We start from the raw sequence: 24,244 nt of genomic DNA, 5'->3' as shown, positions 1-24,244 counted from the left end.
ATCCATCAGTGTTCGTACTGGAGGGAAGCAATGCGCGTCCTGCTCGCCGTCTTGGCCGTGCTGGTGCTGTTCACGGGCACGGCCCAGGCCACGCCGAGACATATCGAGGCCCGCTCACCGTCGCTGCACCCCGAGGGCGTGGCCTGGGACCCGGGCCGCGGCCAGTTCCTCGTCAGCTCGCTGCGCCACGGCACGGTGTCGCTGGTCGGCACGAACGGCCGGGTCCGCCCGCTCGTCACCGGAACCCACATGGTGTCCACGTTCGGCCTCCACGTGGACGGCGGCCGCCTGCTCGTCACCTACGGGGACATCGGCTTCGGCGAACGATCGGTGCCGGGCCAGTCCGGCCTCGGGATCTTCGACCTGCGCACCGGCCGCGCGCTGAAGTTCGTCGACGTCCCCAACGGCGCCAACGACGTCGCGGTCGACCCGCACGGCAACGCCTACGTCACCGGCACGATGGGCGACACGATCTGGAAGGTCGCCCGCGACGGCACCGTGACACCGTTCGCCCGCGACCCCCGGCTGGGCGGGACGTCGTTCGGCAACAACGGAATCGTCTGGGACCCCAGGGGATTCCTCGTCACCGGCCACTACACGAACGGCACGCTGTTCAAGGTCACGCAGAACCGCGTCGAGGAGCTGCCCGCACCGAAACTGCCGGGCGCGGACGGCCTCACGCTCACGCCGCAGGGCCTGGTCGTCGTGACGAACACCCTGGCCGCACCGGGCAAGAACGCGGTGACGGTCCTCGACACCCGCACGTGGCAGGTGAAGTCCCAGCGTGACTGGAAGACGGCGCCGACCACGGCCGCTCGCACACCGCACGGCACCTACGTGCTCAGCGGCCGCGTCGACCTGCTGGTGAACGGGGAGACGACGGACGAGTTCAGCCTCGACCGCTAGTCAGGTTCACGCGGCGCCGCTCGCGGTCGACGTCCGCCACGACGACGTGGAGTTCGTCGCCTTCCCGGGGCGGCGCCGCACCGAACTCGTCCTCGTGCAGGAACCCCTCGACGCCGTCGGCGACGCGGACGAAGACGCCGAACGGAACCGCCTTGGTCACGAGGCCGCGGAGCTCGTGTCCGGCGGTGACGGCGTCGGCGAATTCCTGGAAGGGGTCCGGCTGCAGCGCCTTCAGGGACAGCCGGGCCTCCATGTTCCACGTGTCGTAGTCGAGGAACTCGCCGGTGACGCGCTGCCCGGCCGACACGACCTCGGACATGTCGTCGATGTGGTGCCAGGTCAGGTCCGGAATCGTCACGAATCCGACGCCGGGGAAGAACGGGTGGGCGGGACCGTCGTCGAGCCGCACGAACACGCCGAACCGCTCCACCGCCGCCACCGTGCCGGAGAGCACGTCACCGGAACGCGGCCCGGACAGGAACGCGTGAAGATCCGGGTACTCCCGCACCATCTCGAGCCACCGCTCGTGCGGTGACACCCGCGCCATCAAGCGCCGCCCAGGAACTCGACCAGCAGCCGGTTCACCTCGTCCGGCCGCTCCAGGTACCCGACGTGCCCGGCGTCCGCGACCTCCGCGTACCGGGCGCCGGGAATCGCGTCCGCCACCTCGCGCGACAGCCGCGGCGGCAGCACGAGGTCGTCGGCGAACCCGATCACCAGCGACCGCACGGCGATGGCGCGGTAGGCGTCCAGGCGCGTGTCGTACTCGCCCAGGCCGAGCTGGATCCGTTCGCCCGCGCCGAGCGACGACCCGGCGAACTCGTACATCTGCAACCAGTCGCGGGCGATCATCGGGTCGGTCAGCGTCGTCTGCGACAGGTTCCTGACCACCGACGCCACCGAGTAGAACGACAGCGGGATCTCGACGCCCTTGTCGTGCAGGTCGCACAGCGCCTGCGACCACGCCTGCTGCACCGGTTCGGGACGGCCGGCGGTCGCCATCATCACCGCGCTGCGCACCAGCGACGGACGCGTCAGCGCCAGTTCCTGGGTGATGCGCCCGCCCAGCGACGTGCCGATCACGTGCGCGGGACCGCCCAGGTGCTCGATCAGCGCGGCGGTGTCGGCGACCATGTCGTCGAGCGTGAAACCGCCGGCGCACTCCGACGAGGGCCTGATGCCGCGGTTGTCGAAGTACGCGACCCGATATCCGGCCTTGACCAGCGCGGGCACCTGGTAGGTCCGCCAGACCCTGCCGGGACTTCCGGTGCCCATGACGAGCACGACGAGGTCGCCGGAACCCTCGGTCTGGACGTTCAGCTCGATGCCGTTGAGCGGGACAAGCGCCATTCCGAAGATCTTAGAGACGCTAGAACCGGCACAGGGGCCGAATCAGAGCAGCGTGTGAGGGATAACGCGAGCACAGGTCGTCCGCGTGACCGAACGACACGATGTCGTCGGTGTACGGCGGCACCACGACCGTGCCGACCAACGACCAGTCCCCGGCCGGAGTGCTGCCTTGCCACACCCCCGCGGGCACCACGACCTGCGGGTTCGACGCGCTCAGCACCGGTTCGGTCACCGTGCCGTCCGGGTGCAGCAGCAGCATCCGCAACGGCGACCCGGCGTGGAAGTGGTAGATCTCCAGGTGCTTCAACACGTGCATGCCGGAGAAGTCCGGGCTGCGCAACAGGTACGCGATCGCGGACACCTCGCCGGACCGGTGCGTCTGCGCGAAGTACCCGCCCTCGACGGGCAGTTCCTGCATGTCCAACGCGGAAATCAACTGCTCTGGGGTCACGTCATCTCCGGAAGCGGGGAACCGTGCACGACGACCATGCCCTTGCCGAGCCGCTTCGCCGTGTACATCGCGGCGTCCGCGGCCCCGAGCACGTCGTCGGCGGTGATCTTGGGATCGTACGAGAACCGTTGCGCCACACCGATGCTGGCGTGCACCTGGTGCACCCGGCCGAGCACCTCGTGCGGATGCCCCAGCGCGTCGAGCAGCCGTGCGCCGATCTCGTCCGCGTCGCCGCCGTCGATCAGCACGCCGAACTCGTCGCCGCCGAGCCGTGCCACGGTGTCCTCGGGCCGAACGTTGTTCTCCAGCCGTGCGGCGACGTTGCGCAGAACGCTGTCGCCCTCGGCGTGCCCGTTGTTGTCGTTGACCGCCTTGAAGCCGTCCACGTCGATGAACAGCAGGATCAACGGCTTCACGCGGTCACGAACCGCGAGCGCGCGCTCCAGCCGTTCGCGGAAGAGCGAGCGGTTCGCGACGCCGGTCAACGGGTCGTGCGTCGCCTCGTGCCGTAGCTCCTCGCGAGAGACGCGGAGCTGGTCCATCAGCCGGACGTTGTCCATCATCGTGAGCAACTGACGCACGATCACGAGGCACACGACCAGAAGCCCGACGTAGATCTCGACCGGGTTGAGGCGGCCGCCCGTCGCGGTGTTCCAGCTGACGAACAGGCCGGTGATCGCGAGCGGCAGGTACGGCACGAGCAGGTGCAGCAGGTCGGCCGTGCGCATGCGGCCCGGCGTGGGGTCGAGGTTGCGGACCGGCGCCAGCGCGCTCAGCAGGAAGAACGCCGGGCACAGCATGAACCCGATGTCCGCGGCCGCCGGGATCGCCGTGTTGCCCTTGGAGATGTAGAACGCGAACACCCAGCCCGACGACGACTGCGCGATACCGGCCAGTGCGACGAAGAGCATCGGCCACTGACGCACGGCCTGATGCGTCCACGACATCACCACGATCGCCACCAGCAGCACGAGGTACGCGGCGGGATGCGCGATGACGGTGGCGAACCCGGGACCTTCGGTGGCCCACGCGCGGGTCAGCGACTCCAGCGCCGACACCCACGTCAGCACGAACAGCGACCCGATCACGATCAGCCCGTCGAGCACGAGCACCGTGCGGCTGCGGTAGTTCGGCAGCAGGTCGTCGGAACGGCGCTTCTGCGCCTTCGCGATCACGGCGGCCAGGCACAGCACCGGCACCATCGTGAAGCCGATCGGCGCGATCGTGGACGACGGCAGCTGCACGCCCATGATCTGCTGGCCCCAGATCCACGCGGACAACCCGACGCTCAAGCTGGTCATCGCCGCCGTCATCCACCGGTCGCGCGCCCGCGCGTAGGCGACCAACGCCGCGATGGCGAACACCAGCTGCACGAGCTTGTCGATTGCGATACCGATATCGCGCGGCGCGGAGAGGGCGGTGAGGATGGCGATCGCGATGAAAGTGCCGACGCACCCCGCGATGATCCAGAACCTCTTCACCGTTGCTCCCGATGATCGAAACCCGACCACCGTAGTAACGGCGGCGTGGACTTGTCGAACCGCGTCAGCCCGTGTCGGTGCAAGTCGCCTATCGGTGTACCGGATATGGTTCGAACTGTTGTTCGTTCAGCGATCCGGGGAGCTGTTGTGCGGGTGTTCGGGGTCGACCCCGGTCTGACCAGGTGCGGCTTCGGCGTCGTCGACGGCGGACCGGGCCGAGTCGTGCGCGCCGTGGCCGTCGATGTCCTGCGCACGCCCGTCGACGCTCCGCTGTCCGTGCGTCTTCATGAGCTGTACGACGGCGTCTGCGTGTGGCTGGACCGTTACGAACCTCAGGTCGTGGCCATCGAACGCGTCTTCGCGCAACACAACGTCCGCACCGCGATGGGGGTCGCGCAGGCGTCGGGCGTCATCGCTTTGGCTGCCGCGCAACGAAACCTGCCGGTCGAGTTCCACACGCCGTCCGAGGTGAAGGCCGCCGTCACGGGCTCGGGCCGCGCGGACAAGGCGCAGGTGACCGCGATGGTGACCAAGCTGCTCGGCCTGAAGGTCGCGCCGAAGCCGGCGGACGCGGCGGACGCGCTGGCCCTCGCGATCTGCCACCACTGGCGCGCGCCGATGCGGTCACGCCTGGAGGAAGCGCAGGCCCGCGCCGCGGAACTCGCCCGCGTGCACAAGGCGAAGCTGGCCGAAGCGGCCAAGCGAACTAACTAAGGTCCAGCAAGTGAAGTCCGGAGGAACCAGGTGATCTCGTCACTGCGCGGCCAGGTGCAGCACGTCGGCCTCGACCACGCCGTCGTCGAGGTGGGCGGCGTCGGGTTCGCCGTCCAGATGACGCCGACCACGCTCGCCAGCCTGCGGCGCGGCGAGGAGGCGAGCCTCGCCACCACCCTGATCGTCCGCGAGGACAGCCTCACCCTGTTCGGGTTCGCCGACGCCGAGGCGCGCGAGCTGTTCAGCCTGCTCCAGACGGTCAGCGGTATCGGCCCGCGCATCGCCCTGGCCACTCTCGCGGTCCTGGAGCCGGACAAGCTCCGCCATGCCCTCGCGGAGGGCAACATCACCGTGCTCACGCAGGTCCCGGGCATCGGCAAGAAGGGCGCGGAACGCCTCATCATCGAGCTGCGCGACAAGGTCGGTCAGCTCCCCACGCCCACGACGCCCGCGCACAGCCAGACGCGTGACCACGTCGTGGAGGCGCTCCTCGGCCTCGGCTTCCCCGCCAAGTCCGCGGAGACCACGGTCGACAACGTCCTCGCCGCGAACCCCGACCAGTCCACGTCCGCCGTCCTGCGCCGTGCGCTCGCGACCCTGGGGCGCAAGTGACCGAGGACGAGCTCAGCCCCTACGTCGCCCCGGCCGAACGCGACCTCGAGACCAGCCTCCGCCCGGCCGACCTGCACGAGTTCGTCGGTCAGCAACGTGTCCGCGAACAGCTCGAACTCGTCCTGCACGGCGCGATGAGGCGAGGGACGGCCCCGGACCACGTCCTGCTCAGCGGCCCTCCCGGCCTGGGCAAGACCTCCCTCGCCATGATCATCGCCAAGGAGCTGGGCAGCGCCATCCGCATCACCAGCGGCCCGGCCCTGGAGCGGGCGGGCGACCTGGCCTCGATGCTGTCCAACCTGGTCGAGGGCGACGTCCTGTTCATCGACGAGATCCACCGCATGGCCAGGCCTGCGGAGGAGATGCTCTACCTCGCGATGGAGGACTTCCGCGTCGACGTGATGGTCGGCAAAGGGCCCGGAGCGACCAGCATCCCGCTCGACATCGCGCCGTTCACGCTGGTCGGAGCCACCACCAGGTCAGGAGCGCTGACCGGCCCGCTGCGCGACCGCTTCGGCTTCACCGGCCACATGGAGTTCTACAGCGCCGACGAGCTCGACCTCATCGTGAAGCGCAGCGCCAAGATCCTCGGCGTCGACGTCGCCGTGGACGCCGCGATCGAGATCGCCGGCCGCTCCAGGGGCACCCCCCGCATCGCGAACCGCCTGCTGCGCCGCGTCCGCGACTTCGCCGAGGTCAGGGCAGACGGCAGGGTCACGGAGGAGATCGCGAAGCAGGCCCTCGAGGTCTACGACGTTGATCAGCTCGGCCTCGACCGGCTCGACCGCGCGGTGTTGAATGCCCTGGTCAAGAGCTTCAACGGCGGCCCGGTCGGCGTCTCCACCCTCGCGGTCGCGGTCGGTGAGGAACCGACCACCGTGGAAGAGGTGTGCGAACCGTATTTGGTGCGGGCTGGCATGCTGGCCCGGACACCGCGCGGCCGAGTGGCGACGCCCGCCGCGTGGTACCACCTGGGGCTGGAACCGCCCGCCGGTGATCAACTGTGGTGACCTGGCACAATCGGTGAAAGCACCTGGACATATCGGACGTGCGTCGAGGCATGTCCACCTGATCGGAGAATGATGGGCAACCTTTCGTCTTTGATGTTCCCGTTGCTTCTGGTTCTGCTGGCGGTGCCGCTGTTCCTCAGCGCGCGCAAGCAGAAGCGGGCGATGGCCGAGCAGAAGAACCTGCAGGACTCGCTCGCCCCTGGCGACAAGGTGATGACGACGTCCGGCCTGTACGGCACCGTTGCCGACGCGAGCCACGACACCACCATCGACATCGAGATCTCCGAGGGTGTGGTCACGCGCTGGCTGCGTGCCGCCATCCGCGAGAAGGTCGCCGAGACCGAGGAGGCTGTCGTCGCGGACAAGACCGACGACGTCGAGGAAGAGGTGCCCGCGACCACCGCACAGGTCGCCGAGCCCCTGGACCACAGCGCCAAGAAGTAACCAACAAGCCCGTGACACCTGGAGTTGGCAACTGTGAACACCGCCAACTCCAGGTAGTGACGCGCAGCTCACGCGGCGCGCGTTACGCTGCGCGCTCGGAAACCATAGCTACTAGGAGACGGACGGATCGTGGCACCTCCGGCCGGGCAAATTCGCCCTGCGAAGTATTTGGCGAGTTTTGTCCTCATCGTGGTCGCGCTCTACGCCCTGGTGTTTCTCACCGGGAACGGTTCGGCCAAACCCAAGCTCGGAATCGACCTCCAGGGCGGCACTCTCGTCACCCTGACAGCTCGGCAGGAAGACGGCGCACAGCCGAGCGAGGAAGCGCTCAACCGGGCACGTGACCTCATCGAGGTCCGCGTCAACGGTCTCGGCGTCTCCGGTGCCGAGGTCGTGCGAGACGGCAACAACCTGGTGATCACGGTCCCGGGCGCGGACAGCGAAGGCGCGAAGGGCCTCGGCCAGACCGCTCGCCTCGCGTTCCGCAAGGTCATCGGCCAGCCGGTTCCCGCGGGCGCCGTGCCGCAGACCCAGACGAGCACGCCGCCGTCCGGCAGCGCGAGCACGCCGCCGTCGACGCCGCCGAGCCAGAGCGCCGGCAGCCCGCCGCCGTCGAGCGGTGCTCCGCAGGGCCGCCCCGCGCCGAACCTGGCCGCGCAGCCGTCCAGCACGCCGCCGTCGAACAGCACCGCGCCGTCGAGCAACGCGAGCACCCCGCCGAGCACGCCGTCCGCTCCCTCCAACATCGACCCGAAGGTCGCGAAGGAGATCCAGGAAGCGAAGGCCCTCCGCCAGGCGACCGACCCGCAGATCCTCCAGCAGGCCGCGCTCATGCTCGACTGCTCGCAGCCCGACCCGCTGCGCGGCAACGACGACCTCGACAAGCCTCTCGTCACCTGTGACGAGAAGGGCGAGTTCAAGTACACGCTGGCCCCGGTCAACCCTCCCAAGGAGGACACCGAGACCAAGGCGGACGACTACACGAACTACTCCCGCCTGACCGGTGAGGACATCAGCAACGCCGCGGCGAACAACAACCCGAACGGCACCGGCTACGTCGTCAACCTGGACTTCAAGTCCGAGGGCGGCACCAAGTGGGGCGCGTTCACCGCGGCCAACGTCCAGCAGGCCGTCGCGGTCGTGCTCGACGGCGAGGTCATGTCCGCGCCGACCATCCAGTCGGCCATCTCGGGCGGCTCGACCGAGATCAGCGGCAAGTTCACGCTGAAGGAAGCCCAGAACCTCGCGAACACGCTGAAGTACGGCGCGCTGCCGCTGTCCTTCGACTCGTCCGAGGCGCAGACGATCTCCCCGACGCTCGGCCTGCAGTCGCTCAAGGCGGGTCTCATCGCCGGCGGCATCGGCCTCGCGCTGGTCTTCGTCTACTGCCTGTTCTACTACCGCCTGCTCGGCATCCTGACGATCCTGTCGCTGGTCCTGTCCGCGGTCGTCATCTACGCGGTGCTCGTCCTGCTGGGCCGCCTGATCGGCTTCACGCTCGACCTGGCCGGTATCGCCGGATTCATCGTCGCCATCGGTATCACGGCGGACTCGTTCATCGTCTTCTTCGAACGATTGAAGGACGAGGTGCGTGAGGGCCGCACGTTCCGTTCGGCCGTGCCGCGAGCATGGATCCGTTCGCGACGCACGATCCTCTCCGCCGACGCGGTCAGCTTCATCGCCGCCGCCGTGCTGTACATCATCGCGGTCGGCCAGGTGAAGGGCTTCGCGTTCACCCTGGGCATGTCGACGGTCCTCGACCTCGTGGTCGTGTTCCTCGTGACGCACCCGCTGGTCGTGATCGCGTCGAAGTCCAAGTTCCTCTCCAACTCGAGCCTGTCGGGCCTGGGAGGTGCCGCCCGCGAGGGCGCCTCGCACCGCGCCACCTCGACCGGCAAGACGACCGCCGTGAAGGAGGCCTGACATGAGCAGCGTGTTCTCACGCCTCTATGTGGGCAACGGCGCCTTCGACATCGTCGGCAAGCGCGTCCGCTGGTACATCACCTCCGGCATCATCCTGCTGATCTGCATCGGCTCGATGGTGTTCAACGGCTTCAACCTGGGCATCGACTTCAAGGGCGGCACGAAGATCTCGATGCCGTCCGTGTCGGCCACCGGACAGGCCATCACGACGTCCACCGTCGAGGACGTCTACTCGAAGGCCCTGCCCGGCAAGAAGCCGAACGCCGTGCAGGCCGTCGGTTCCGGTGCCAGCGCGACGATCCAGCTCAAGTCGCCCGCGCTGAACATCGCCGAGGTCGCGGCACTCAAGACGGCTCTCGCGACGGACACCAACCCGCAGGGCGGCCAGACGGCGATCTCCGACAGCGCCGTCTCCGCGTCCTGGGGCGGTGAGATCAGCGGCAAGGCCCTGTGGGCCCTGTTCTGGTTCTTCATCGCCGTGACGATCTTCCTGGTGTTCTACTTCGAGTGGCAGATGGCCGTCGGCGCGCTCGTCGCCGTGTTCCACGACGTCATCATCACCGCGGGCGTGTACTCGATCGTCGGCTTCGAGGTGACGCCGGCGACGGTGATCGGTCTGCTCACCATCCTCGGCTTCTCCCTGTACGACACGGTCGTCGTGTTCGACAAGGTCAAGGAGAACACCCGAGGCCTGCTGGGCCTGACCCGCCGCACGTACGCCGAGGCGTCGAACCTGGCGCTGAACCAGACCCTGATGCGCTCGATCAACACCTCGCTGATCGCGCTGCTCCCGGTCATCGGCCTGCTGGTCGTCGGCGTCGGCGTCCTGGGCGTCGGCACTCTGCAGGACCTGGCGCTCGTGCAGCTCGTCGGCATGTTCATCGGCGCCCTGTCCTCGATCTTCCTCGCCACCCCGGTGCTGGTGGACCTGAAGATGCGCGACCCGAAGTTCATCGCGCAGGCCAAGCGCGTGGCCACCCGCCGCGCCAAGGCCACGGGCCCGCAGGTCGCCGAGGGCATCGAGTCGGTCGACGACGACGCCCTCAACGCCGACCTGCGCAAGGAAGAGGCGTACGCCGCGGCCGCGTCGGTGCCTCACCGCACCGCCAAGGCAGGCGACGCCCGCCGCCGTCCGACCGGAAAGCGTCAGCGTTGAAATTGGATCGTGCTCTGGGACTGATGCGTGAAGTCCCGGACTTCCCCAAGCCAGGGGTCGTCTTCCGGGACTTCACGCCGGTTCTCACCGACCCCGACGCCCTGCGCGCCGTGGTCGACGCCCTCCAGGACAAGATCGACGACAGCACCCAGGTGATCGCCGCCATCGAGTCGCGCGGCTTCCTCCTGGGTGCTGCTCTGGGTTACGGCTGGCGCTACGGCGTCGTGCCGCTGCGCAAGCCGGGCAAGCTCCCGGTCGTCGCCGACTCGGTGTCCTACGAGCTGGAGTACGGCACGGCGTCGCTGGAGTTGCCCGCGGGCGCCATCCAGCCCGGCCAGCGCGTGGTCGTGGTGGACGACGTTCTGGCCACCGGTGGCACCGCTGAGGCCGCGTGCGCCCTGGTCGAGCGGGCCGGCGGCATCGTGACGGGTGTGTCCGTGGTGCTGGAGATCGCCGCTCTGGGCGGACGCTCCCGGCTGGCGGGCCGTGAGGTCAACGCTCTGCTGGCTGTGTAGAGGACTTTTCACGTGAGGGGACCGGTGACGCTTGTCGCCGGTCCCTTTCGCATGTCAGCCCGCGACCGGCACTACGAATCTGTACGCGACCACGACCGTGATCGCCCACAGGAAGTAGAAGATCGGCAGGCCCAGCAGGATCAGGCGCCAGGCCTTCATGTCACCGTGCCCGACCCGCGTCAGGGCGGCCGAGGCGCCGAGCCACGGGACGACCCCGAGCATCACCGCGCGGAGTGCCTCGCTGCCGCCGTTGGTCGTCAGGTTGAGCAGGACGATCGCGGCGTACCAGATGCCGGCGAACGCCAGACAGTGCCAGATCGGGCGGTGCGAGTGCATGAGCCCAGTTTCTCAGCCGGACGATCTCAGGCGATCGGCGGCGGGGCCACGAAGGCGGCGCCGATGCTGACGAAGACCAGGGTCACCAGTGATGCCGGTGCCGTGACGACTGCGATCTCCCACAGTTTTGGGGTCTTTGCTCGGCGCAGCACCAGCCAGCTCAGTGCGGTCGCGACCAGCCAGCCGACCGTCGAGCCGACGATCGACCGTTGGTCGATGTAACTCGGGTCGTCGAGGGCGAGGTACGCCATCGTGCCGAGCCACACGAACGTCATCGCGGCGCACCAGATCAGAGTCCTCACCGTGCCGAGTGTTCCAGGCGTGCACGGCTGCGCCGAACCGGCACATGCCCTCCTTCGCCGGGCGTGTGCCGGACTGCATTTCTGTGGTCCGTTTTCCTTGGTGGTTGCGGGGCGTGGTCGGTGGGCGTATTTCGCGTTTTTGTGCGTGCGTGGTTGCTAGTGGTTGCGTTGCGTCTAGAGAGATGTGCACTAACGGAGCCTATGGCCGTTGGCCAGGTCGTTCACCCGAACGTGTAGCGCTTGACGTGCATTTATGCTGTGATCTTGCGGTAACGTCGAACGCATGAGCGAACGAGACTTCTGCCTCCTGTCTACTGACGAACTGCTTGCCGCAGTCGTCGGAGACGTGGTGGAAATTCGCGTTCTTGAGAATGTGATGATGCAGAAGATCGCCGAGTTGGAGCGGCGTGGCGCGGCATCCGAGCTGGGGTACAGGAATGTGGCGCACGTGTTGCGTCATGCCGTGCGGTGGGACCTGAAGACCGCGCGTCAGTGGGTTGCGCGAGCCGAATCGCTGACCCGCCAGCTCACGCCGACCGGCTCGTTTCTGGAGCCGGAGCTGCCGGTCACCGCCGCTGTGGTGGCGGAGGGCGCGCTCTCCGGTGAGCACATCTCTGCCGTGGCCGAGGTGATGAAGGACCTGCCGCCCGAGGCCGAACAGCCCGTGGTCGAGTTTGCGCAGGCCCATGAACCCAGCGCGGTGCGCTCGTTCGGCAAGGAGCTGGCGTACCGGCTCTACCAGCAGGACGCGGAGCCGAGTGAGGCTGTTCCGCCGACGCCGGTCAACCGGCTGCGGATGGAGTGGAAGGGCGACCAACTGGAGGTGTCGGCGAAGCTGGACAAGATCGCCGGCGCCAAGTTCGAAGCGATGATCGACCCGCTGGCCAAGCCCCGCCCGACCACCCCGGAGGAGGGCCAGGACCCCCGCTCGCGCGCCGAACGCGAAGGCGACGCCTTCGCCGACCTGATCGACCTCATGCTGCGCGCCGACCGCCTCCCCGAACACGGCGGCGAGCCGGTCACGCTGACCCTGACGATGACTTACCGAGAGCTGGCCGAGCAGACCGGCTTCGCCACTCTGGACACCCGCGAACGCATGCCGGCCACGCTGGTCCGCCGCCTGGCCTGCAACGCCGGCGTCATCCCGGTGGTACTGGGCGGCCGGTCCGAGCAGGTCGACATCGGCCGCAAGACCCGCACCTTCCCGGCCTCGATCCGCCGCCTCCTGGTCGCCAGAGACCAGGGCTGCACCTTCCCGGGCTGCGACCGCCCGCCAAGACACTGCGACGCCCACCACATCAGATTCTGGTCCGAGGGAGGCGAGACATCGGTCGAGAACGCGGCCCTGCTGTGCCGCCACCACCACACCCTGATCCACCAAAGCGAATGGGAGGTAAGGCTCCTCAATGGCACCCCGACGTTCACCCCGCCCGCCTGGCTCGACCCCACCCGCACTCCCAGAACCAACACCACCACCCACCCCGACCGCAGCCAAGTCGCCTAGCGCCACCAGCACGATCAGCGACCGTTTTCACCCGAACGAGCAGGTTCGTGGAGGAGGGCCAATGCCTACCGTCGGACGAATGACTGCGATCACCTCCACCGCCTACAGCCGCGACCTGGGCGACGAACTGCGCCGCCTGCGCGAGAAACACACCAGGCTGACCGGCTTCGGCTTCGCCGAACAACTCGGCTGGGACCCGAGCAAGGTCTCCAACATCGAAAACGGCAAAGCCCGCGCGAGCGAGATCGACCTAGTCCAGTACCTGATGACCTGCGGCCGAGACAGCAACTACTTCGAGGCCTTCCGCAACCGCTACCGCTACGCCTTCGACCCGTACGTGCTGGTCGTGCCCGACAACCTGCGCACGCTCGCCATGGCGGAGGCGCAGGCTACGAAGATCACCAGTTTCGACGGCTTCACCATGCCCGGTCTCGCCCAGACCCCTGAATACGCACGAGCCTTGCTCACCGAGGGTGGCAACGAGGCGCCGGAGAACATCGAGAAGTACGTCCAGCTCCGCATCGACCGGCAGTCGATCATGAGGCGCCCCAATCGGCCGGAGTGCACGTTCTACGTGCATGAGCTCGCGTTGCGAATGCGCGTGGGCAACGCCCAGATCATGGAAGAGCAGTATCTACGCCTGCTTTTCCAGTCCCACAGCCTGCGAATCGTGCCCATGTCGGCGGGCATTGCCATCGCGATGAGGTCGGCACGGAGGTTGTTCAGCTTCGAGAAGATGGTGCCGGTCGCCTACAGCGAGACCGACGTGGCGCAGCTGTTCGCGCACGATGGCAAGGCCATCGCGAGCAGCCGGGAGTTCTTCAAGTGGCTGGATGCCCTTGCGTTGGATGAGGGACAATCGCGGAGCGTGCTGATGGACTACGTCAGCGGACTGCGAGAGGACCTCAATGACGCTCGACCGGAGCTGGCGTAAGAGCACCTACAGCGGCAGCACAGACAGCGGTACCTGTGTCGAAGTGTCTCTACGTCAGACCGCTCTCGTGCGTGACTCCAAGGCCTCGGGCGGCGCCGTCCTGGCCTTCTCGCTCTCCGCCTGGCGTGCGTTCGTGGCGCAAGCGCAGGTCTAGGCCGCTGTGCAACTGAGCGGTGAAGTGCGGTCGCGGGTAGCGCTCGTCACGGGTGGCGGTTCGGGTATCGGCCAGGGGATCGCCCTCGCGCCGGCCGCCCAGGGGCATCGGGTCGCCGTGCTGGACCGGGTCGAGGAGGCCGCCCACGCGGTGGCCGGCGAGATTCGTGAGGCGGGCCTCACGGCTGAGGCGCGTCGCCTGATCGGCCCAGCAATAGTTTGGCTCGCGTTCACCGTGTGAGCTGCGCCGCTCAGCGCGCCATCGGAAGTTTCGTCAGCGTAAACGCGTTATCCTCGGTACTCGCGAGACCCGAGGAGCGTGGGGTTGAGTCAAGACACCGAACCCGCTGCGACGGTTGTTCAACCGTCGGCTACCCGGCGTGTGCGTGCCCGCCTTGCGCGGCGCATCACCGCCCAACGTGCGGCCCCGGTGAAGCAGGTCCTCGAACCTCTCGCCGCCGTGCACCGTGACCTCCATCCCAAGGCCGATCTGGCGCTTCTGCAGCACGCGTACGACGTTGCCGAGGAGAAGCACCGCCCGCAGCGCCGCAAGTCCGGCGACCCGTACATCACCCACCCGCTCGCCGTGGCGACGATCCTCGCCGAGCTGGGCATGGACACCACGACGCTGGTGGCCGCGCTGCTGCACGACACCGTGGAAGACACCGACTACTCGCTCAACCAGCTCAAGGAAGACTTCGGCGAGGAAGTCGCCCGGCTGGTCGACGGCGTCACGAAGCTCGACAAGGTCAAGCTGGGGGCAGCGGCCGAGGCCGAGACCATCCGCAAGATGGTCATCGCGATGGCGAAGGACCCGCGGGTCCTGGTCATCAAGCTCGCCGACCGGCTGCACAACATGCGCACCATGCGGTTCCTGCCGCCGGAGAAGCAGGCCCGCAAGGCCAGGGAAACGCTCGAAGTGCTCGCTCCGCTCGCTCACCGGCTGGGCATGGCGACGGTCAAGTGGGAGCTGGAGGACCTCGCGTTCGCGATCCTTCAGCCCAAGAAGTACGACGAGATCGTCCGCCTGGTCGCGAAGCGCGCGCCGAGTCGCGACACGTACCTGCGCACCGTCGTCCAGGAGCTGAACTCGCAGCTCGAGACCGCGCGGATCGTCGCCAAGGTCGAGGGCAGGCCGAAGCACTACTACTCGATCAACCAGAAGATGATCGTCCGCGGCCGGGACTTCGACGACATCCACGACCTCGTGGGCGTCCGGATCCTGGTGGACGAGGTGCGGGACTGCTACGCCGCGATGGGTGTCGTCCACGCCGCCTGGCAGCCCATGCCGGGCCGGTTCAAGGACTACATCGCGCAGCCGCGGTTCGGCGTGTACCAGTCGCTGCACACGACCGTGATCGGTCCCGACGGCAAGCCTCTCGAGGTGCAGATCCGCACCTCGGAGATGCACCAGCGGGCCGAGTACGGCATCGCGGCGCACTGGCGCTACAAGGAGACCAAGGGCACGCACAACGGCAAGTCCGTCGAGATCGACGAGATGGCGTGGATGCGCCAGCTCCTCGACTGGCAGCGGGAAGCCGCGGACCCCGGTGAGTTCCTCGAGGGCCTGCGCTGGGACCTCGCCGCGCGCGAGATCTTCGTGTTCACGCCCAAGGGTGACGTGGAGACGCTGCCGACGGGTTCCACGCCCGTCGACTTCGCCTACTCCGTGCACACCGAGGTGGGTCACCGCTGTATCGGCGCCCGCGTGAACGGTCGCCTGGTCGCTCTGGAGCGCAAGCTCGAGAACGGCGAGGTCGTCGAGATCTTCACCTCCAAGGCGGAGGGTGCGGGTCCGTCCCGCGACTGGCTGAGCTTCGTGGCGTCCCCGCGCGCCAAGGCGAAGATCAAGCAGTGGTTCGCCAAGGAGCGCAAGGAAGAGGCGATCGAGCAGGGCAAGGACGCGATCACCAAGGAGGTCCGGCGCGTCGGGCTTCCGATCCAGCGTCTGGTCAGCGTCGACTCGATGCAGGCCCTCGCCAAGGAACTGCACCACTCGGACATGAGCGCGCTGTACGCGGCGGTCGGCGAGGGGCACACCTCGGCCCGCCACGTCGTGCAACGGCTCGTCGCGCAGCTCGGCGGTGTCGATCACGCCGAGGAGGAACTGGCCGACCGCGCCACCCCGTCCACGGTCACCCGGCGCCGCCCCACCGGCGACGCGGGCGTGATCGTCAAGGACGCGGGCGACGTGTGGGTGAAGCTCGCCCGCTGCTGCACCCCGGTGCCGGGCGACGACATCCTCGGCTTCGTGACGCGCGGCGGCGGCGTGTCCGTGCACCGCACCGACTGCACGAACGCGGACGAGCTGCTGAAGTCGCCGGAACGCCTCCTCGACGTCGAGTGGGCGCCGTCGGCCTCCAGCGTCTTCCTGGTCGCCATCCAGGTGGAGGCGCTCGACCGGCACCGGCTGCTCTCGGATGTCACGAAGGTGCTGGCCGACGAGCGCGTGAACATCCTGTCGGCGTCGGTGACGACGTCACGCGACAGGGTGGCCGTCAGCCGGTTCTCGTTCGAGATGGGCGATCCGAAGCACCTCGGCCACGTTCTGAAGGCCGTGCGGAGCGTTGAGGGCGTCTACGACGTCTACCGCGTGACGTCAGCGTCGTAAAAACTGGGGCAGGATGCGAAACGGGCCCGGAGCGAAAGCTCCGGGCCCGTTTTCTGCGTGAGATCTAGTTCGCGACCAGCGCCGACTTGATGTCGACCGGGGTCTTCGGCTTGCCGTCGCCCTGGCCGGGCTGCTGCGAGATCGTGCCGGTCTTCGCGACCTCGTCGATCTTCTTCAGCGACTCCTCGTCGACCGTGCCGAAGATCGTGTACTTCGGCTGCAGGTTCGCGCCGTCGCCGTAGACGATGAAGAACTGCGAGCCGTTGGTGTCCGGGCCCGAGTTCGCCATGGCGAGCACGCCGCGGCCGTAGGTGAGTTCCGGGTAGACCTCGTCCTTGAACGAGTAGCCGGGGCCGCCCATGCCGTTGCCGCCGGGGTCGCCGCACTGGAGGACCTGGATGCCGGTCACCACGAGGCGGTGGCAGGTCGTGCTGTCGAAGTACTTCTGCTTCGCGAGGTTCACGAAGTTGTTCACCGTGCACGGCGCGAGCGCGCGGTCCAGGTTGAACTTGAGGTCACCGATCGAGGTGCCGAGCGTGACGCCGACCGTGCCGGTGGCGGGCTGCTCGCCGTTCGCGGGCGGCGTGTTCTCCTTGGCCGCCGGCTCCTGGCCCTTCGTGTATTCACAGTTCACTTTTTCCGGCAGCGCGGCCGGGCGCTTCGGGATCTGGTGCAGCGCGGTGGGAATGTTCTCCGCCTTGTCCACCGACTCCTGGGTGGGAGTCTCCGACGCGGCGGCGTCACCATTTCCGAAGACGTCGTTAGTCGCGAGGAACCACACGCCACCTCCGACGAGCGCAACAACGACGACCGTCGAGACGACGGCGATGATGCGACGCTTCTTGGCCCGCTCCTGGCGGTAGACCATCTGACGCTCAAGCTTGCGCTTGGCTGCCGCGCGTCGCTGCTCGTTGGTGGGCACGTGCTCCCTCCCCAGGGACTCATGCGAATAGGGCGGTCGGCTCGGCAGTCTAGGGCCTGGGCATATGAGCTTTGTGTGGTGGTTAGGCTGTCGTTGAACAGGGAGGTCATTTTCGTGCTCGTGATCGGGTTCCCCACTGGTGCGCTCCAGGCGAACTGCTTCGTCCTGGCGGCCGGTGAGGGCGAGCCCTGCGTGATCATCGACCCCGGTCAGGACGCGGTCGAGCCGATCGAACAGGCCCTGCGTCAGCACCGTCTCGCGCCTGTCGCCGTGCTGCTCACGCACGGGCACTTCGACCACACCTTCTCCGTCACCCCGGTCTGCGACGGGAACGACATCCCCGCGTACATCCACCCGGATGACGTAGCGATGCTCGCCGACCCGCTGAAGGGCATCAGCCGCGAGTCGGCCGCCTTCTTCGGCGGCAACCTGGAGATGCGCGAGCCCTCGGAGGTGCGCGAGCTGACCGACGGCGCCGTGCTCGACCTCGCCGGTCTGCAGATCACCGTCGACCACACGCCGGGCCATACCGGCGGGTCGGTGATGTTCCGCTCCGGCGTGCAGGAAGGGGGTCGCCTGGTGATCTCGGGTGACACGCTCTTCGCCGGTTCCATCGGACGCACCGACCTGCCTGGCGGTGACCACTCACGCATGTTGTCGTCTCTGCAGAACAAGGTCATGACCTTGCCCGATGACACAGTGGTGCTGCCCGGCCACGGCCCGACGACGACCATAGGCCGCGAGCGTGCGACGAACCCTTACCTGCTTCAGCTGCAGGACGCTGTTCAGCCGAACGACGCGCAGGCCGCCCCGCACCGAGGACTCTGAGAAACGTGTTTTCCGCACCCAAAGGCGTTCCCGACTACATCCCGCCGACGTCCGCCGCGTTCGCGCACGTCCGGTCGACGCTGACCCGTGCCGCCGAGCTCGCGGGCTACGGCTACATCGAGCTGCCGGTCTTCGAGGACACGGCGCTGTTCTCGCGCGGTGTCGGCGAGTCGACCGACGTCGTGACGAAGGAGATGTACACCTTCCTCGACCGCGGTGACCGCTCCATCACGCTGCGCCCCGAGGGCACCGCGGGCGTGATGCGGGCCGTGATCGAGCACAGCCTCGACCGCGGCTCGTTGCCGGCGAAGCTCTACTACGCGGGCCAGTTTTTCCGCGCCGAGGCCCCGCAGGCCGGCCGGTACCGGCAGTTCCACCAGGTCGGCATCGAGGCCATCGGCATCGACGACCCGGCGTTGGACGCCGAGGTCATCGCCGTCGGTGACGCCGGGTTCCGCGCGATCGGCCTCACCGGCTACCGGCTGGAGCTCACGTCGCTGGGCGACGCGAACTGCCGCCCGGCCTACCGCGAGCTGCTCCAGGCGTTCCTGGCGAAGCTGCCGCTGGACGAGGCGACCCAGAAGCGGGCCGAGCTGAACCCGCTGCGCGTGCTGGACGACAAGCGCCCCGAGGTGCGCGCGCTGGTCGCCGAGGCGCCGCTGATGGTGGATCACCTGTGCGACGCGTGCCGTGAGCACTACGAGCTCGTCAAGGGGTACTTGACCGAGCTGGGCGTGAAGTTCGTCGAGAATCCGCGCATGGTCCGCGGCCTCGACTACTACACGAAGACGACGTTCGAGTTCGTCCACGACGGCCTCGGCGCCCAGTCGGGCATCGGCGGCGGCGGCCGCTACGACGGCCTGATGGAGCAGCTCGGCGGCCAGTCGCTGTCGGGTGTCGGCTTCGGTCTCGGCGTCGACCGCGCGCTGCTCGCGGCCCAGGCCGAGGGCGTGCTGCCGGAGTTCAGCCGCGTCGACGTGATCGGCGTGCCGCTGGGCGAGGCCGCGCGGGCCCGTCTGGTCGCGATCGCCGGCGAGCTGCGTGCCGCCGGGGTGCGGACGGATCTGGTCTACGGCGGCCGGTCGATGAAGGCGGGCTTCAAGGCCGCCGACAAGTCGGGCGCGAAGCTGGCGCTCGTGCTCGGTGAGCGCGATCTGGAGGCCGGCAACATCGGGGTCAAGACCCTCGCGACCGGCGAGCAGGTCACGGTGCCGCTGGCCGACGTGGTCGAAGAGGTGCGGAAGGCGCTGTGAGCGACGACAAGCTCGTTCTCGACCTGCTCGACAAGGCGACGGTCCGCAAGCGTGCGCGGATGGTGGCGATCGGCGGCATCATGGTCGCCCTCGCCTTCGGCGCGATCGTGGGCCTGATCGGCGGCCGCTGGCCCGGCGTCATCGCCGGACTGATCGTGTCGGTGCCGGTGATCCTGCTGGCGATGTCCGAGGCGCGCCGCACGGTGTGGCTCGAGGGCACGACCGTCTACGTCCGGGCGTTCGGCACCCGCAAGGTCGACCTGGCCGTCGCCGACGGCCTCGACCTCCTGGTCACCGACCTGCGCGGCGCGCGGACCGTCGGCCTGTTCGTGCGCGGCAACAAGAAGGCGATCAACATCGCCCTGTCGATGTACGCGGGCACCGGTGGCCGCGAGCTGGGCGTCTACCAGCTCCGCCGCCTCGCCGACGCGCTGGCCGCACGCGGTGACACGCCTGGTCTGGTGTTCTCGGAGCTGCTCGTCGCCCAGCTGCGGGCCGAGGCGCGCGGGCTGGCTGCGGCGGAACGGCCGCTGTACCGGCTCGGGTCGCTCGCGCCGGCCGGGCGGATGGCGCAGAAGCTCCATCCCGACGCGGTCTCGAAGTTCGTGACCTCGCTGGACTGAAGTCCCAGGGCCCGGACGCCGTCACGACACTTCGTGGCGGCGTCCGGCCTCTTACGTGCCCCAGAGGCCCGAGGGCGGCGCGGGGGACAGGATCGCGGTCGCGTCGGTGGTGACAGGCGCGCCGCCGATGAACTTCGTCAGCCCCGTGCCGTGCTCGACTCGGCCAGGGAACGGGTCGCCGGCCGTCGCGCGGGTCAGCTGCTGCATCGGCAGGCCGTTGTGCGAGGCCATGATCACGAAGTTGCCGAAGCGCCGACCGCGGAACACGCCCGGTTCGGCGAGCACGCAGACGTGTTCGAACACCGAGCGCACGGTCGCGCACTGGGCCCGTGCGAACTGAAGGCCGTTGCCGTCGCCGATGTTCGCCGTGTAGATGCCGTCGTCGGCCAGTGCCGTGGACGCCTGCTTCACGAACTCGACCGACGTCAGGTGCGCGGGCGTGCGGGCTCCGGCGAAGCAGTCGCTCACGATCAGGTCGAACGAGCCGGGGCGTGCTTTGACCAGCACGGCGCGGGCGTCACCTGTGGTGATCTTCACTCGTGGGGGCGGCGGGAGCTCGCGGCGGATGAACGCGATCAGCCCCGCGTCGATCTCGGCCACCTGCTGAGACGCCCGAGGCAGTAGGTCGGCCACGTAGCGCGCTAGCGTGAGAGCGCCACCACCGAGGTGGAGCACACGCGAAGGCGCGGTGAGATCGACGATGTGACCCAGCCGGCGGACGTACTCGAACTCCAGATAGGTCGGGTCGTCCAGGTCCACATGCGACTGTGGGGTTCCGTTGACCCGCAACGTCCAGGAGTGCCGTCCACCGAGATCGGGGACCAGTTCGGCAACGCCGGAGTCGATCGACTCGGTGATCGCCTCGGTGTCGGGCCGCTGTCTTCCCACTGCTCTATTGTCTCACCGGGTGTGTCAGTCCAGAGGAGGACCCAAGTGCAGGTTGTCGCGAACGTTCTGATCGCCCTCGTGGCGGTGATCCATCTCTACATCGTGGTGCTGGAGATGTTCCTCTGGACGACGCCGCGCGGCCAGAAGGCCTTCGGCCTCACTCCCGAGTACGCGCAGTCGACCAAGGCTCTCGCCGCGAACCAGGGCCTCTACAACGGCTTCCTCGCGGCCGGCCTCATCTACGCGCTGATCCGCCAGGACTTCGGCGCGTCCGTGCTGTTCACGGTGTTCGTGATCGTCGCCGGGATCTACGGCACGTTCACGGCGAGCCGGAAGATCTTCTTCGTGCAGGTGGTGCCGGGCGCGCTGGCGCTGCTCTTCGTGCTCTTGGCTCACTAGGGCGTTCCCACGGCCCCTTGTCGGGGTCGTAGCCGATGAAGAGGTCGCCCTCGATCCGCGCGGGCCGTGGTTTCACGGGCTTCGCGGCGCGCTTCACGGTCTTCGGTTCGGGCTGTGACTTCGGTTGGGGCTCGGGTTCGGGATCGGGGGCCGCGGCAGCGATCGGGGCGACCTCTTGGCGCACGGCGATCAGCGCGGCCAGCGCCGTGGTCACCGGGATCGCCGCCACCAGGCCGATGCTGCCGACCAGGGTCCGCACGATCTCCTGCGCGATCTGCTGTGACGTGAGGATCTCGCCCATCGACCGCCCGGCCAGCGAGATCGCCAGCAGCAACGGCAGCGCCGCGCCCGCGTAGGCCATCACCAGCGTGTTCACCACGGACGACATGTGGTCGCGCCCGATCCGCGAGCCCGCCGCGAACAGCTCGCGCCACGTCAGCTTGTCGTTGGCCCGCCGAAGCTCCCACACCGCGCTGGTCTGGGTGACCGTCACGTCGTCGAGCACGCCCAGCGCGCCGATCAGGGTCCCGGCGAGCAGCAGCCCGCGCGTGTCGATGCTGGTGCCGAGCAGCGTGACGAGGTTCGTCGTGTCCTCGTCCAGGCCGGTCAGCTTCGAGAGTGCCGAGAAAAGCGCGCCCAGCACCCCGATCAGCGCGAGGCTGACCAGCGTTCCGAGGACCGCGGTCGACGTGCGCGCCGATATGCCGTGCGTCAGGTACAGCACCACGAACATGATCAGTCCGGCGCCGACCACCGCGACCATCAGCGGGTTCTGGCCCGCGAGGATCGACGGCATGATGAACAGCACCAGCACCACGAAGCTCAGCAGCAACGCGCCCAACGCCGCGAGGCCCTGCCATCGCCCGAGCAGCAGCACAGCGGCCGCGAACAGCAGCGCCAGCACGGCGAGCGACCAGCCGCGCTGGAAGTCGACGATCTGGTACGACTCGGCGGCCTGCGGCTGGCTGCCGGAGTAGGACAGCACCACCTCGTCGCCGAGTTGGAAGCTCGGCGCTCCTGGGCCCTTCACGCTCGGGATGGTGATGCTCTGCCCGCTCGCGGCGCCGTCGGTCATCTTCACGGTCACCGCGACGCACTTCTCACCGCAGTTCTCGGCCACCCCGGTGACGACCGCTTCGACCGGCGTCTGGTGCAGACCGATCTCCGCGCCGGTCTTCTGCTCGACCCCGAACGGGTAGAGCAGTGCCGCGCCGACGATCGTGGCCAGTGCCAACGGCACCAACAGCCACATCAGCAACGTGCGCACGCGCTGCGACGCCGGTTCCTCGCTCAGCGCATGGCTATGCCCGTGACCGTGACCCACGCGCGACATCCTGCCCCATGAGATGTTCGACGGCGGTTATGGCCGTCGCGAACCTGTCCTCGGTGAGCTTCAGCCACGGCACGCCGCGCCGCGTGAGCTCGCGTTCGAACAGGCCCGTCATCCACCCGCGGAGGTGTTCGCCGTCACGCCAGCCGTCCTGTTCGAACGGAACGCCGACGTGGTCGGTCAGCAGGTAGAGGTCCGGTTCGGTGCCGAGGAAGAGCTCCGGCCGGAAACCGAGGTAGCGCTCTCCCCAGACGGTCGCGGCGAACGCGTCGTTGTCCGCCACGACCAGCGGTGCGGTCTCGGCCCGGATGCGGCGTTCCTGTTCGCGGGCAACGTCCTCGAAGTCGCCCAGCGTCCACACCAGACTGTCCACGGTGGCCGACGGATCGAACGATCGTGCGGCGGTGAGCTTGTGTTCGGTGTGCTCGCGGCCGTACTCGGCGATCCACGGCGCCTTGAAGTGCTCGGCGAGCTGTGTGGACAGTGTCGTCGTGCCGGTGCTCTCGGCGCCGACCACCACTACCTTCCAGCCCAGGCCGCGCTGGGTCGCGGGCGCGAGGTGGTGCCAGTTCGCGACGGGATCGGTTCGCATCGCCGTGCCGGAGACCGGGTGTGCGAGGCGGTCGAGGTCGACGAGCACGTGCCGCGCGCCGAGCCGTTCGGCCAGCTCGTCGCCGTACTTCTCGCTGGAGAACACGACGTCGACCGGGGCTTTCGAGGGGTCGCCGTCCGCGATCGCCCGCCTGGCCAGCACCGCGCGCGTCAGTGCGACGTGCAGGCTCCAGATCTCGTCGGAGTCGAAGTCCATCGGGTGGTCGTCGAGGTCGCCGATGATGCGCACACCCGGCGTCTGCCGATGGGTCTCCGTCAGCCAGCGCACACGGTGTTCGAGCGGGATGGTCTCGTTCGAGGCCGCCAGCACCGTGACGGTCGTGCGAACGCTCCGCGAGGCCGCCGTCTCGATGAGGTGACGATGCCCGTTGTGCGGCGGGTAGAACTTGCCGAGCACGAGGGCGTGTTCGAACTCCTTCACACGCGCACCTCGTCCTTCATCCAGTTACGCAGCCCGATCACGCACAGCACCATGAACCCCACGTACAACACAGCCGTCAGATAGAGCTCCTTGTACGCGTAGAGCGGCACGTAGATCACGTCCGCGGCGATCCACAGCCACCAGCACTCGATCTTCTTGCGTGCCTGTCCCCAAGTCGCGAGCAGCGACAACACCGTCGTGATGGCGTCCCAGAAGGGCACGTTCGACTCGGTGAAGGTGGTCAGGACCCAGTGCAGCAGGCCGGTTCCGAGCACGCCGGCGACCGCGAGCCAGATCCACTGCGGCGTCGTTGTGCGGCTCACGTGCAGCGTCGTGTGCTGGTCGCCGCCGCGCACCCACGCCCACCAGCCGTAGACCGCGAGCACGACGTACACGACCTGGAGCCCGGAGTCGGCATACAGGCCGCTGCCCCAGAACAGCACTAAGAACGCGATGTTGTTGGCGATGCCGATGGGCCAGTTCCAGGGGTTTTGCCTGGCCACGAGCCACACGCAGAGTGCTCCGGTGATGAAGCCCGCGATCTCGACAACCTTTTCGGGTGACAC

The 24,244-nt window shown here is 68.2% G+C and carries 28 protein-coding genes; 17 read left to right on the top strand and 11 right to left on the bottom strand.

Going from position 1 to position 24,244, the window contains the following annotated elements; genetic code table 11:
• Positions 1 to 30: 30 nt before the first annotated feature.
• Positions 31 to 906: a hypothetical protein gene (locus BM417_RS38235; protein ID WP_093604650.1), complete on the top strand. Its 876-nt coding sequence runs from the start codon at positions 31 to 33 to the stop codon at positions 904 to 906.
• Here the strand turns inward: BM417_RS38235 and BM417_RS38230 are convergent.
• Genes BM417_RS38230 through BM417_RS38215 form a run of 4 tightly spaced genes read right to left on the bottom strand, consistent with a single transcriptional unit; the run spans position 890 to position 4,188 of the window.
• Positions 890 to 1,444, bottom strand: coding sequence for a S1 RNA-binding domain-containing protein (locus BM417_RS38230; protein WP_218164695.1), 555 nt, complete (start codon positions 1,442 to 1,444; stop codon positions 890 to 892). The two genes, BM417_RS38235 and BM417_RS38230, sit on opposite strands and share 17 nt — an antisense overlap.
• Before the next feature lie 8 nt (positions 1,445 to 1,452).
• Positions 1,453 to 2,256: an alpha/beta fold hydrolase gene (locus BM417_RS38225; RefSeq protein WP_093604646.1), complete on the bottom strand. Its 804-nt coding sequence runs from the start codon at positions 2,254 to 2,256 to the stop codon at positions 1,453 to 1,455.
• Between the two features lie 19 nt (positions 2,257 to 2,275).
• Positions 2,276 to 2,707: a cupin domain-containing protein gene (locus BM417_RS38220; RefSeq protein ID WP_093604644.1), complete on the bottom strand. Its 432-nt coding sequence runs from the start codon at positions 2,705 to 2,707 to the stop codon at positions 2,276 to 2,278.
• On the bottom strand, positions 2,704 to 4,188 hold the full coding sequence (locus tag BM417_RS38215; protein ID WP_245822543.1) for a GGDEF domain-containing protein: 1,485 nt from the start codon (positions 4,186 to 4,188) through the stop codon (positions 2,704 to 2,706). The genes BM417_RS38220 and BM417_RS38215 overlap by 4 nt, the downstream gene beginning before the upstream one ends.
• A 147-nt stretch (positions 4,189 to 4,335) precedes the next feature.
• Between BM417_RS38215 and ruvC the strand changes: the two genes are divergently transcribed.
• The 7 genes from ruvC (at position 4,336) to BM417_RS38180 (ending at position 10,562) form a co-directional block, all read left to right on the top strand.
• Positions 4,336 to 4,902, top strand: coding sequence for a crossover junction endodeoxyribonuclease RuvC (gene ruvC / locus BM417_RS38210; protein ID WP_177320838.1), 567 nt, complete (start codon positions 4,336 to 4,338; stop codon positions 4,900 to 4,902).
• A 30-nt stretch (positions 4,903 to 4,932) separates the two neighbouring features.
• The gene (gene ruvA, locus BM417_RS38205; protein WP_093604640.1) at positions 4,933 to 5,514 is read left to right on the top strand and encodes a Holliday junction branch migration protein RuvA; all 582 of its coding nucleotides are present in this window, start codon (positions 4,933 to 4,935) and stop codon (positions 5,512 to 5,514) included.
• Positions 5,511 to 6,524: a Holliday junction branch migration DNA helicase RuvB gene (gene ruvB / locus BM417_RS38200; protein WP_093604638.1), complete on the top strand. Its 1,014-nt coding sequence runs from the start codon at positions 5,511 to 5,513 to the stop codon at positions 6,522 to 6,524. Before ruvA ends, ruvB begins: the two co-directional genes overlap by 4 nt.
• Before the next feature lie 93 nt (positions 6,525 to 6,617).
• Positions 6,618 to 6,968: a preprotein translocase subunit YajC gene (yajC, locus tag BM417_RS38195; RefSeq protein WP_093604927.1), complete on the top strand. Its 351-nt coding sequence runs from the start codon at positions 6,618 to 6,620 to the stop codon at positions 6,966 to 6,968.
• A 129-nt stretch (positions 6,969 to 7,097) separates the two neighbouring features.
• Positions 7,098 to 8,891: a protein translocase subunit SecD gene (gene secD / locus BM417_RS38190; protein WP_093604636.1), complete on the top strand. Its 1,794-nt coding sequence runs from the start codon at positions 7,098 to 7,100 to the stop codon at positions 8,889 to 8,891.
• 1 nt (position 8,892) lies between these two features.
• Complete coding sequence (secF, locus tag BM417_RS38185; RefSeq protein ID WP_093604634.1) at positions 8,893 to 10,047, top strand: protein translocase subunit SecF; 1,155 nt, start codon at positions 8,893 to 8,895, stop codon at positions 10,045 to 10,047.
• A 23-nt stretch (positions 10,048 to 10,070) separates the two neighbouring features.
• Positions 10,071 to 10,562: an adenine phosphoribosyltransferase gene (locus tag BM417_RS38180; RefSeq protein ID WP_093604632.1), complete on the top strand. Its 492-nt coding sequence runs from the start codon at positions 10,071 to 10,073 to the stop codon at positions 10,560 to 10,562.
• A 54-nt stretch (positions 10,563 to 10,616) separates the two neighbouring features.
• Here the strand turns inward: BM417_RS38180 and BM417_RS38175 are convergent, their stop codons facing one another.
• Positions 10,617 to 10,898, bottom strand: coding sequence for a hypothetical protein (locus BM417_RS38175; protein ID WP_093604630.1), 282 nt, complete (start codon positions 10,896 to 10,898; stop codon positions 10,617 to 10,619).
• 26 nt (positions 10,899 to 10,924) lie between these two features.
• Positions 10,925 to 11,200: a hypothetical protein gene (locus tag BM417_RS38170; RefSeq protein WP_143138983.1), complete on the bottom strand. Its 276-nt coding sequence runs from the start codon at positions 11,198 to 11,200 to the stop codon at positions 10,925 to 10,927.
• 283 nt (positions 11,201 to 11,483) lie between these two features.
• Between BM417_RS38170 and BM417_RS38165 the strand changes: the two genes are divergently transcribed.
• The 5 genes from BM417_RS38165 (at position 11,484) to BM417_RS38145 (ending at position 16,402) form a co-directional block, all read left to right on the top strand.
• A complete protein-coding gene (locus tag BM417_RS38165) occupies positions 11,484 to 12,704 on the top strand; it encodes an HNH endonuclease signature motif containing protein (protein ID WP_093604626.1) in 1,221 nt (406 codons plus the stop codon).
• A 79-nt stretch (positions 12,705 to 12,783) separates the two neighbouring features.
• On the top strand, positions 12,784 to 13,638 hold the full coding sequence (locus BM417_RS38160) for a helix-turn-helix domain-containing protein (protein WP_177320837.1): 855 nt from the start codon (positions 12,784 to 12,786) through the stop codon (positions 13,636 to 13,638).
• Positions 13,613 to 13,792 (top strand): DUF397 domain-containing protein, encoded by a 180-nt coding sequence (locus tag BM417_RS38155; RefSeq protein WP_093604622.1) that lies wholly within the window; start codon positions 13,613 to 13,615, stop codon positions 13,790 to 13,792. The genes BM417_RS38160 and BM417_RS38155 overlap by 26 nt, the downstream gene beginning before the upstream one ends.
• A 24-nt stretch (positions 13,793 to 13,816) precedes the next feature.
• On the top strand, positions 13,817 to 14,032 hold the full coding sequence (locus BM417_RS38150) for an SDR family NAD(P)-dependent oxidoreductase (protein WP_245822541.1): 216 nt from the start codon (positions 13,817 to 13,819) through the stop codon (positions 14,030 to 14,032).
• Positions 14,033 to 14,116: 84 nt separating this feature from the next.
• The gene (locus BM417_RS38145; RefSeq protein ID WP_407656198.1) at positions 14,117 to 16,402 is read left to right on the top strand and encodes a RelA/SpoT family protein; all 2,286 of its coding nucleotides are present in this window, start codon (positions 14,117 to 14,119) and stop codon (positions 16,400 to 16,402) included.
• A 64-nt stretch (positions 16,403 to 16,466) separates the two neighbouring features.
• Here BM417_RS38145 and BM417_RS38140 read toward each other — a convergent pair whose 3' ends face one another.
• On the bottom strand, positions 16,467 to 17,324 hold the full coding sequence (locus BM417_RS38140) for a peptidylprolyl isomerase (protein ID WP_093604618.1): 858 nt from the start codon (positions 17,322 to 17,324) through the stop codon (positions 16,467 to 16,469).
• Positions 17,325 to 17,438: 114 nt separating this feature from the next.
• Here BM417_RS38140 and BM417_RS38135 point away from each other — a divergent pair, with 114 nt between their 5' ends.
• The 3 genes from BM417_RS38135 to BM417_RS38125 are packed head-to-tail and all read left to right on the top strand — an operon-like array spanning position 17,439 to position 20,028.
• Positions 17,439 to 18,152, top strand: coding sequence for an MBL fold metallo-hydrolase (locus tag BM417_RS38135; RefSeq protein WP_093604923.1), 714 nt, complete (start codon positions 17,439 to 17,441; stop codon positions 18,150 to 18,152).
• Positions 18,149 to 19,405, top strand: coding sequence for a histidine--tRNA ligase (hisS, locus tag BM417_RS38130; protein WP_093604616.1), 1,257 nt, complete (start codon positions 18,149 to 18,151; stop codon positions 19,403 to 19,405). The genes BM417_RS38135 and hisS overlap by 4 nt, the downstream gene beginning before the upstream one ends.
• The gene (locus tag BM417_RS38125; RefSeq protein ID WP_093604614.1) at positions 19,402 to 20,028 is read left to right on the top strand and encodes a hypothetical protein; all 627 of its coding nucleotides are present in this window, start codon (positions 19,402 to 19,404) and stop codon (positions 20,026 to 20,028) included. The genes hisS and BM417_RS38125 overlap by 4 nt, the downstream gene beginning before the upstream one ends.
• Positions 20,029 to 20,079: 51 nt before the next feature.
• On the opposite strand, the gene BM417_RS38120 is transcribed toward BM417_RS38125, so the two are convergent.
• Positions 20,080 to 20,916 (bottom strand): spermidine synthase, encoded by an 837-nt coding sequence (locus BM417_RS38120; RefSeq protein ID WP_093604612.1) that lies wholly within the window; start codon positions 20,914 to 20,916, stop codon positions 20,080 to 20,082.
• A 45-nt stretch (positions 20,917 to 20,961) separates the two neighbouring features.
• Here BM417_RS38120 and BM417_RS38115 point away from each other — a divergent pair, with 45 nt between their 5' ends.
• Positions 20,962 to 21,315: a DUF1304 domain-containing protein gene (locus tag BM417_RS38115; RefSeq protein WP_093604610.1), complete on the top strand. Its 354-nt coding sequence runs from the start codon at positions 20,962 to 20,964 to the stop codon at positions 21,313 to 21,315.
• Here BM417_RS38115 and BM417_RS38110 read toward each other — a convergent pair.
• Genes BM417_RS38110 through pnuC form a run of 3 tightly spaced genes read right to left on the bottom strand, consistent with a single transcriptional unit; the run spans position 21,236 to position 24,244 of the window.
• Entirely contained in the window at positions 21,236 to 22,582 is a 1,347-nt protein-coding gene (locus BM417_RS38110; protein ID WP_093604608.1) for a YibE/F family protein, read from the bottom strand. The two genes, BM417_RS38115 and BM417_RS38110, sit on opposite strands and share 80 nt — an antisense overlap.
• Before the next feature lie 34 nt (positions 22,583 to 22,616).
• A complete protein-coding gene (locus BM417_RS38105) occupies positions 22,617 to 23,678 on the bottom strand; it encodes an AAA family ATPase (protein ID WP_093604606.1) in 1,062 nt (353 codons plus the stop codon).
• On the bottom strand, positions 23,675 to 24,244 hold the full coding sequence (gene pnuC, locus BM417_RS38100; protein WP_245822539.1) for a nicotinamide riboside transporter PnuC: 570 nt from the start codon (positions 24,242 to 24,244) through the stop codon (positions 23,675 to 23,677). Before pnuC ends, BM417_RS38105 begins: the two co-directional genes overlap by 4 nt.

Origin of the sequence: Lentzea waywayandensis, assembly GCF_900115955.1 — a bacterium.
Lineage (GTDB): Bacteria > Actinomycetota > Actinomycetes > Mycobacteriales > Pseudonocardiaceae > Lentzea > Lentzea waywayandensis.
The sequence above is the reverse complement of the archived record's forward strand: the minus strand, read 5'-3'. Positions and strand labels throughout refer to the sequence as shown.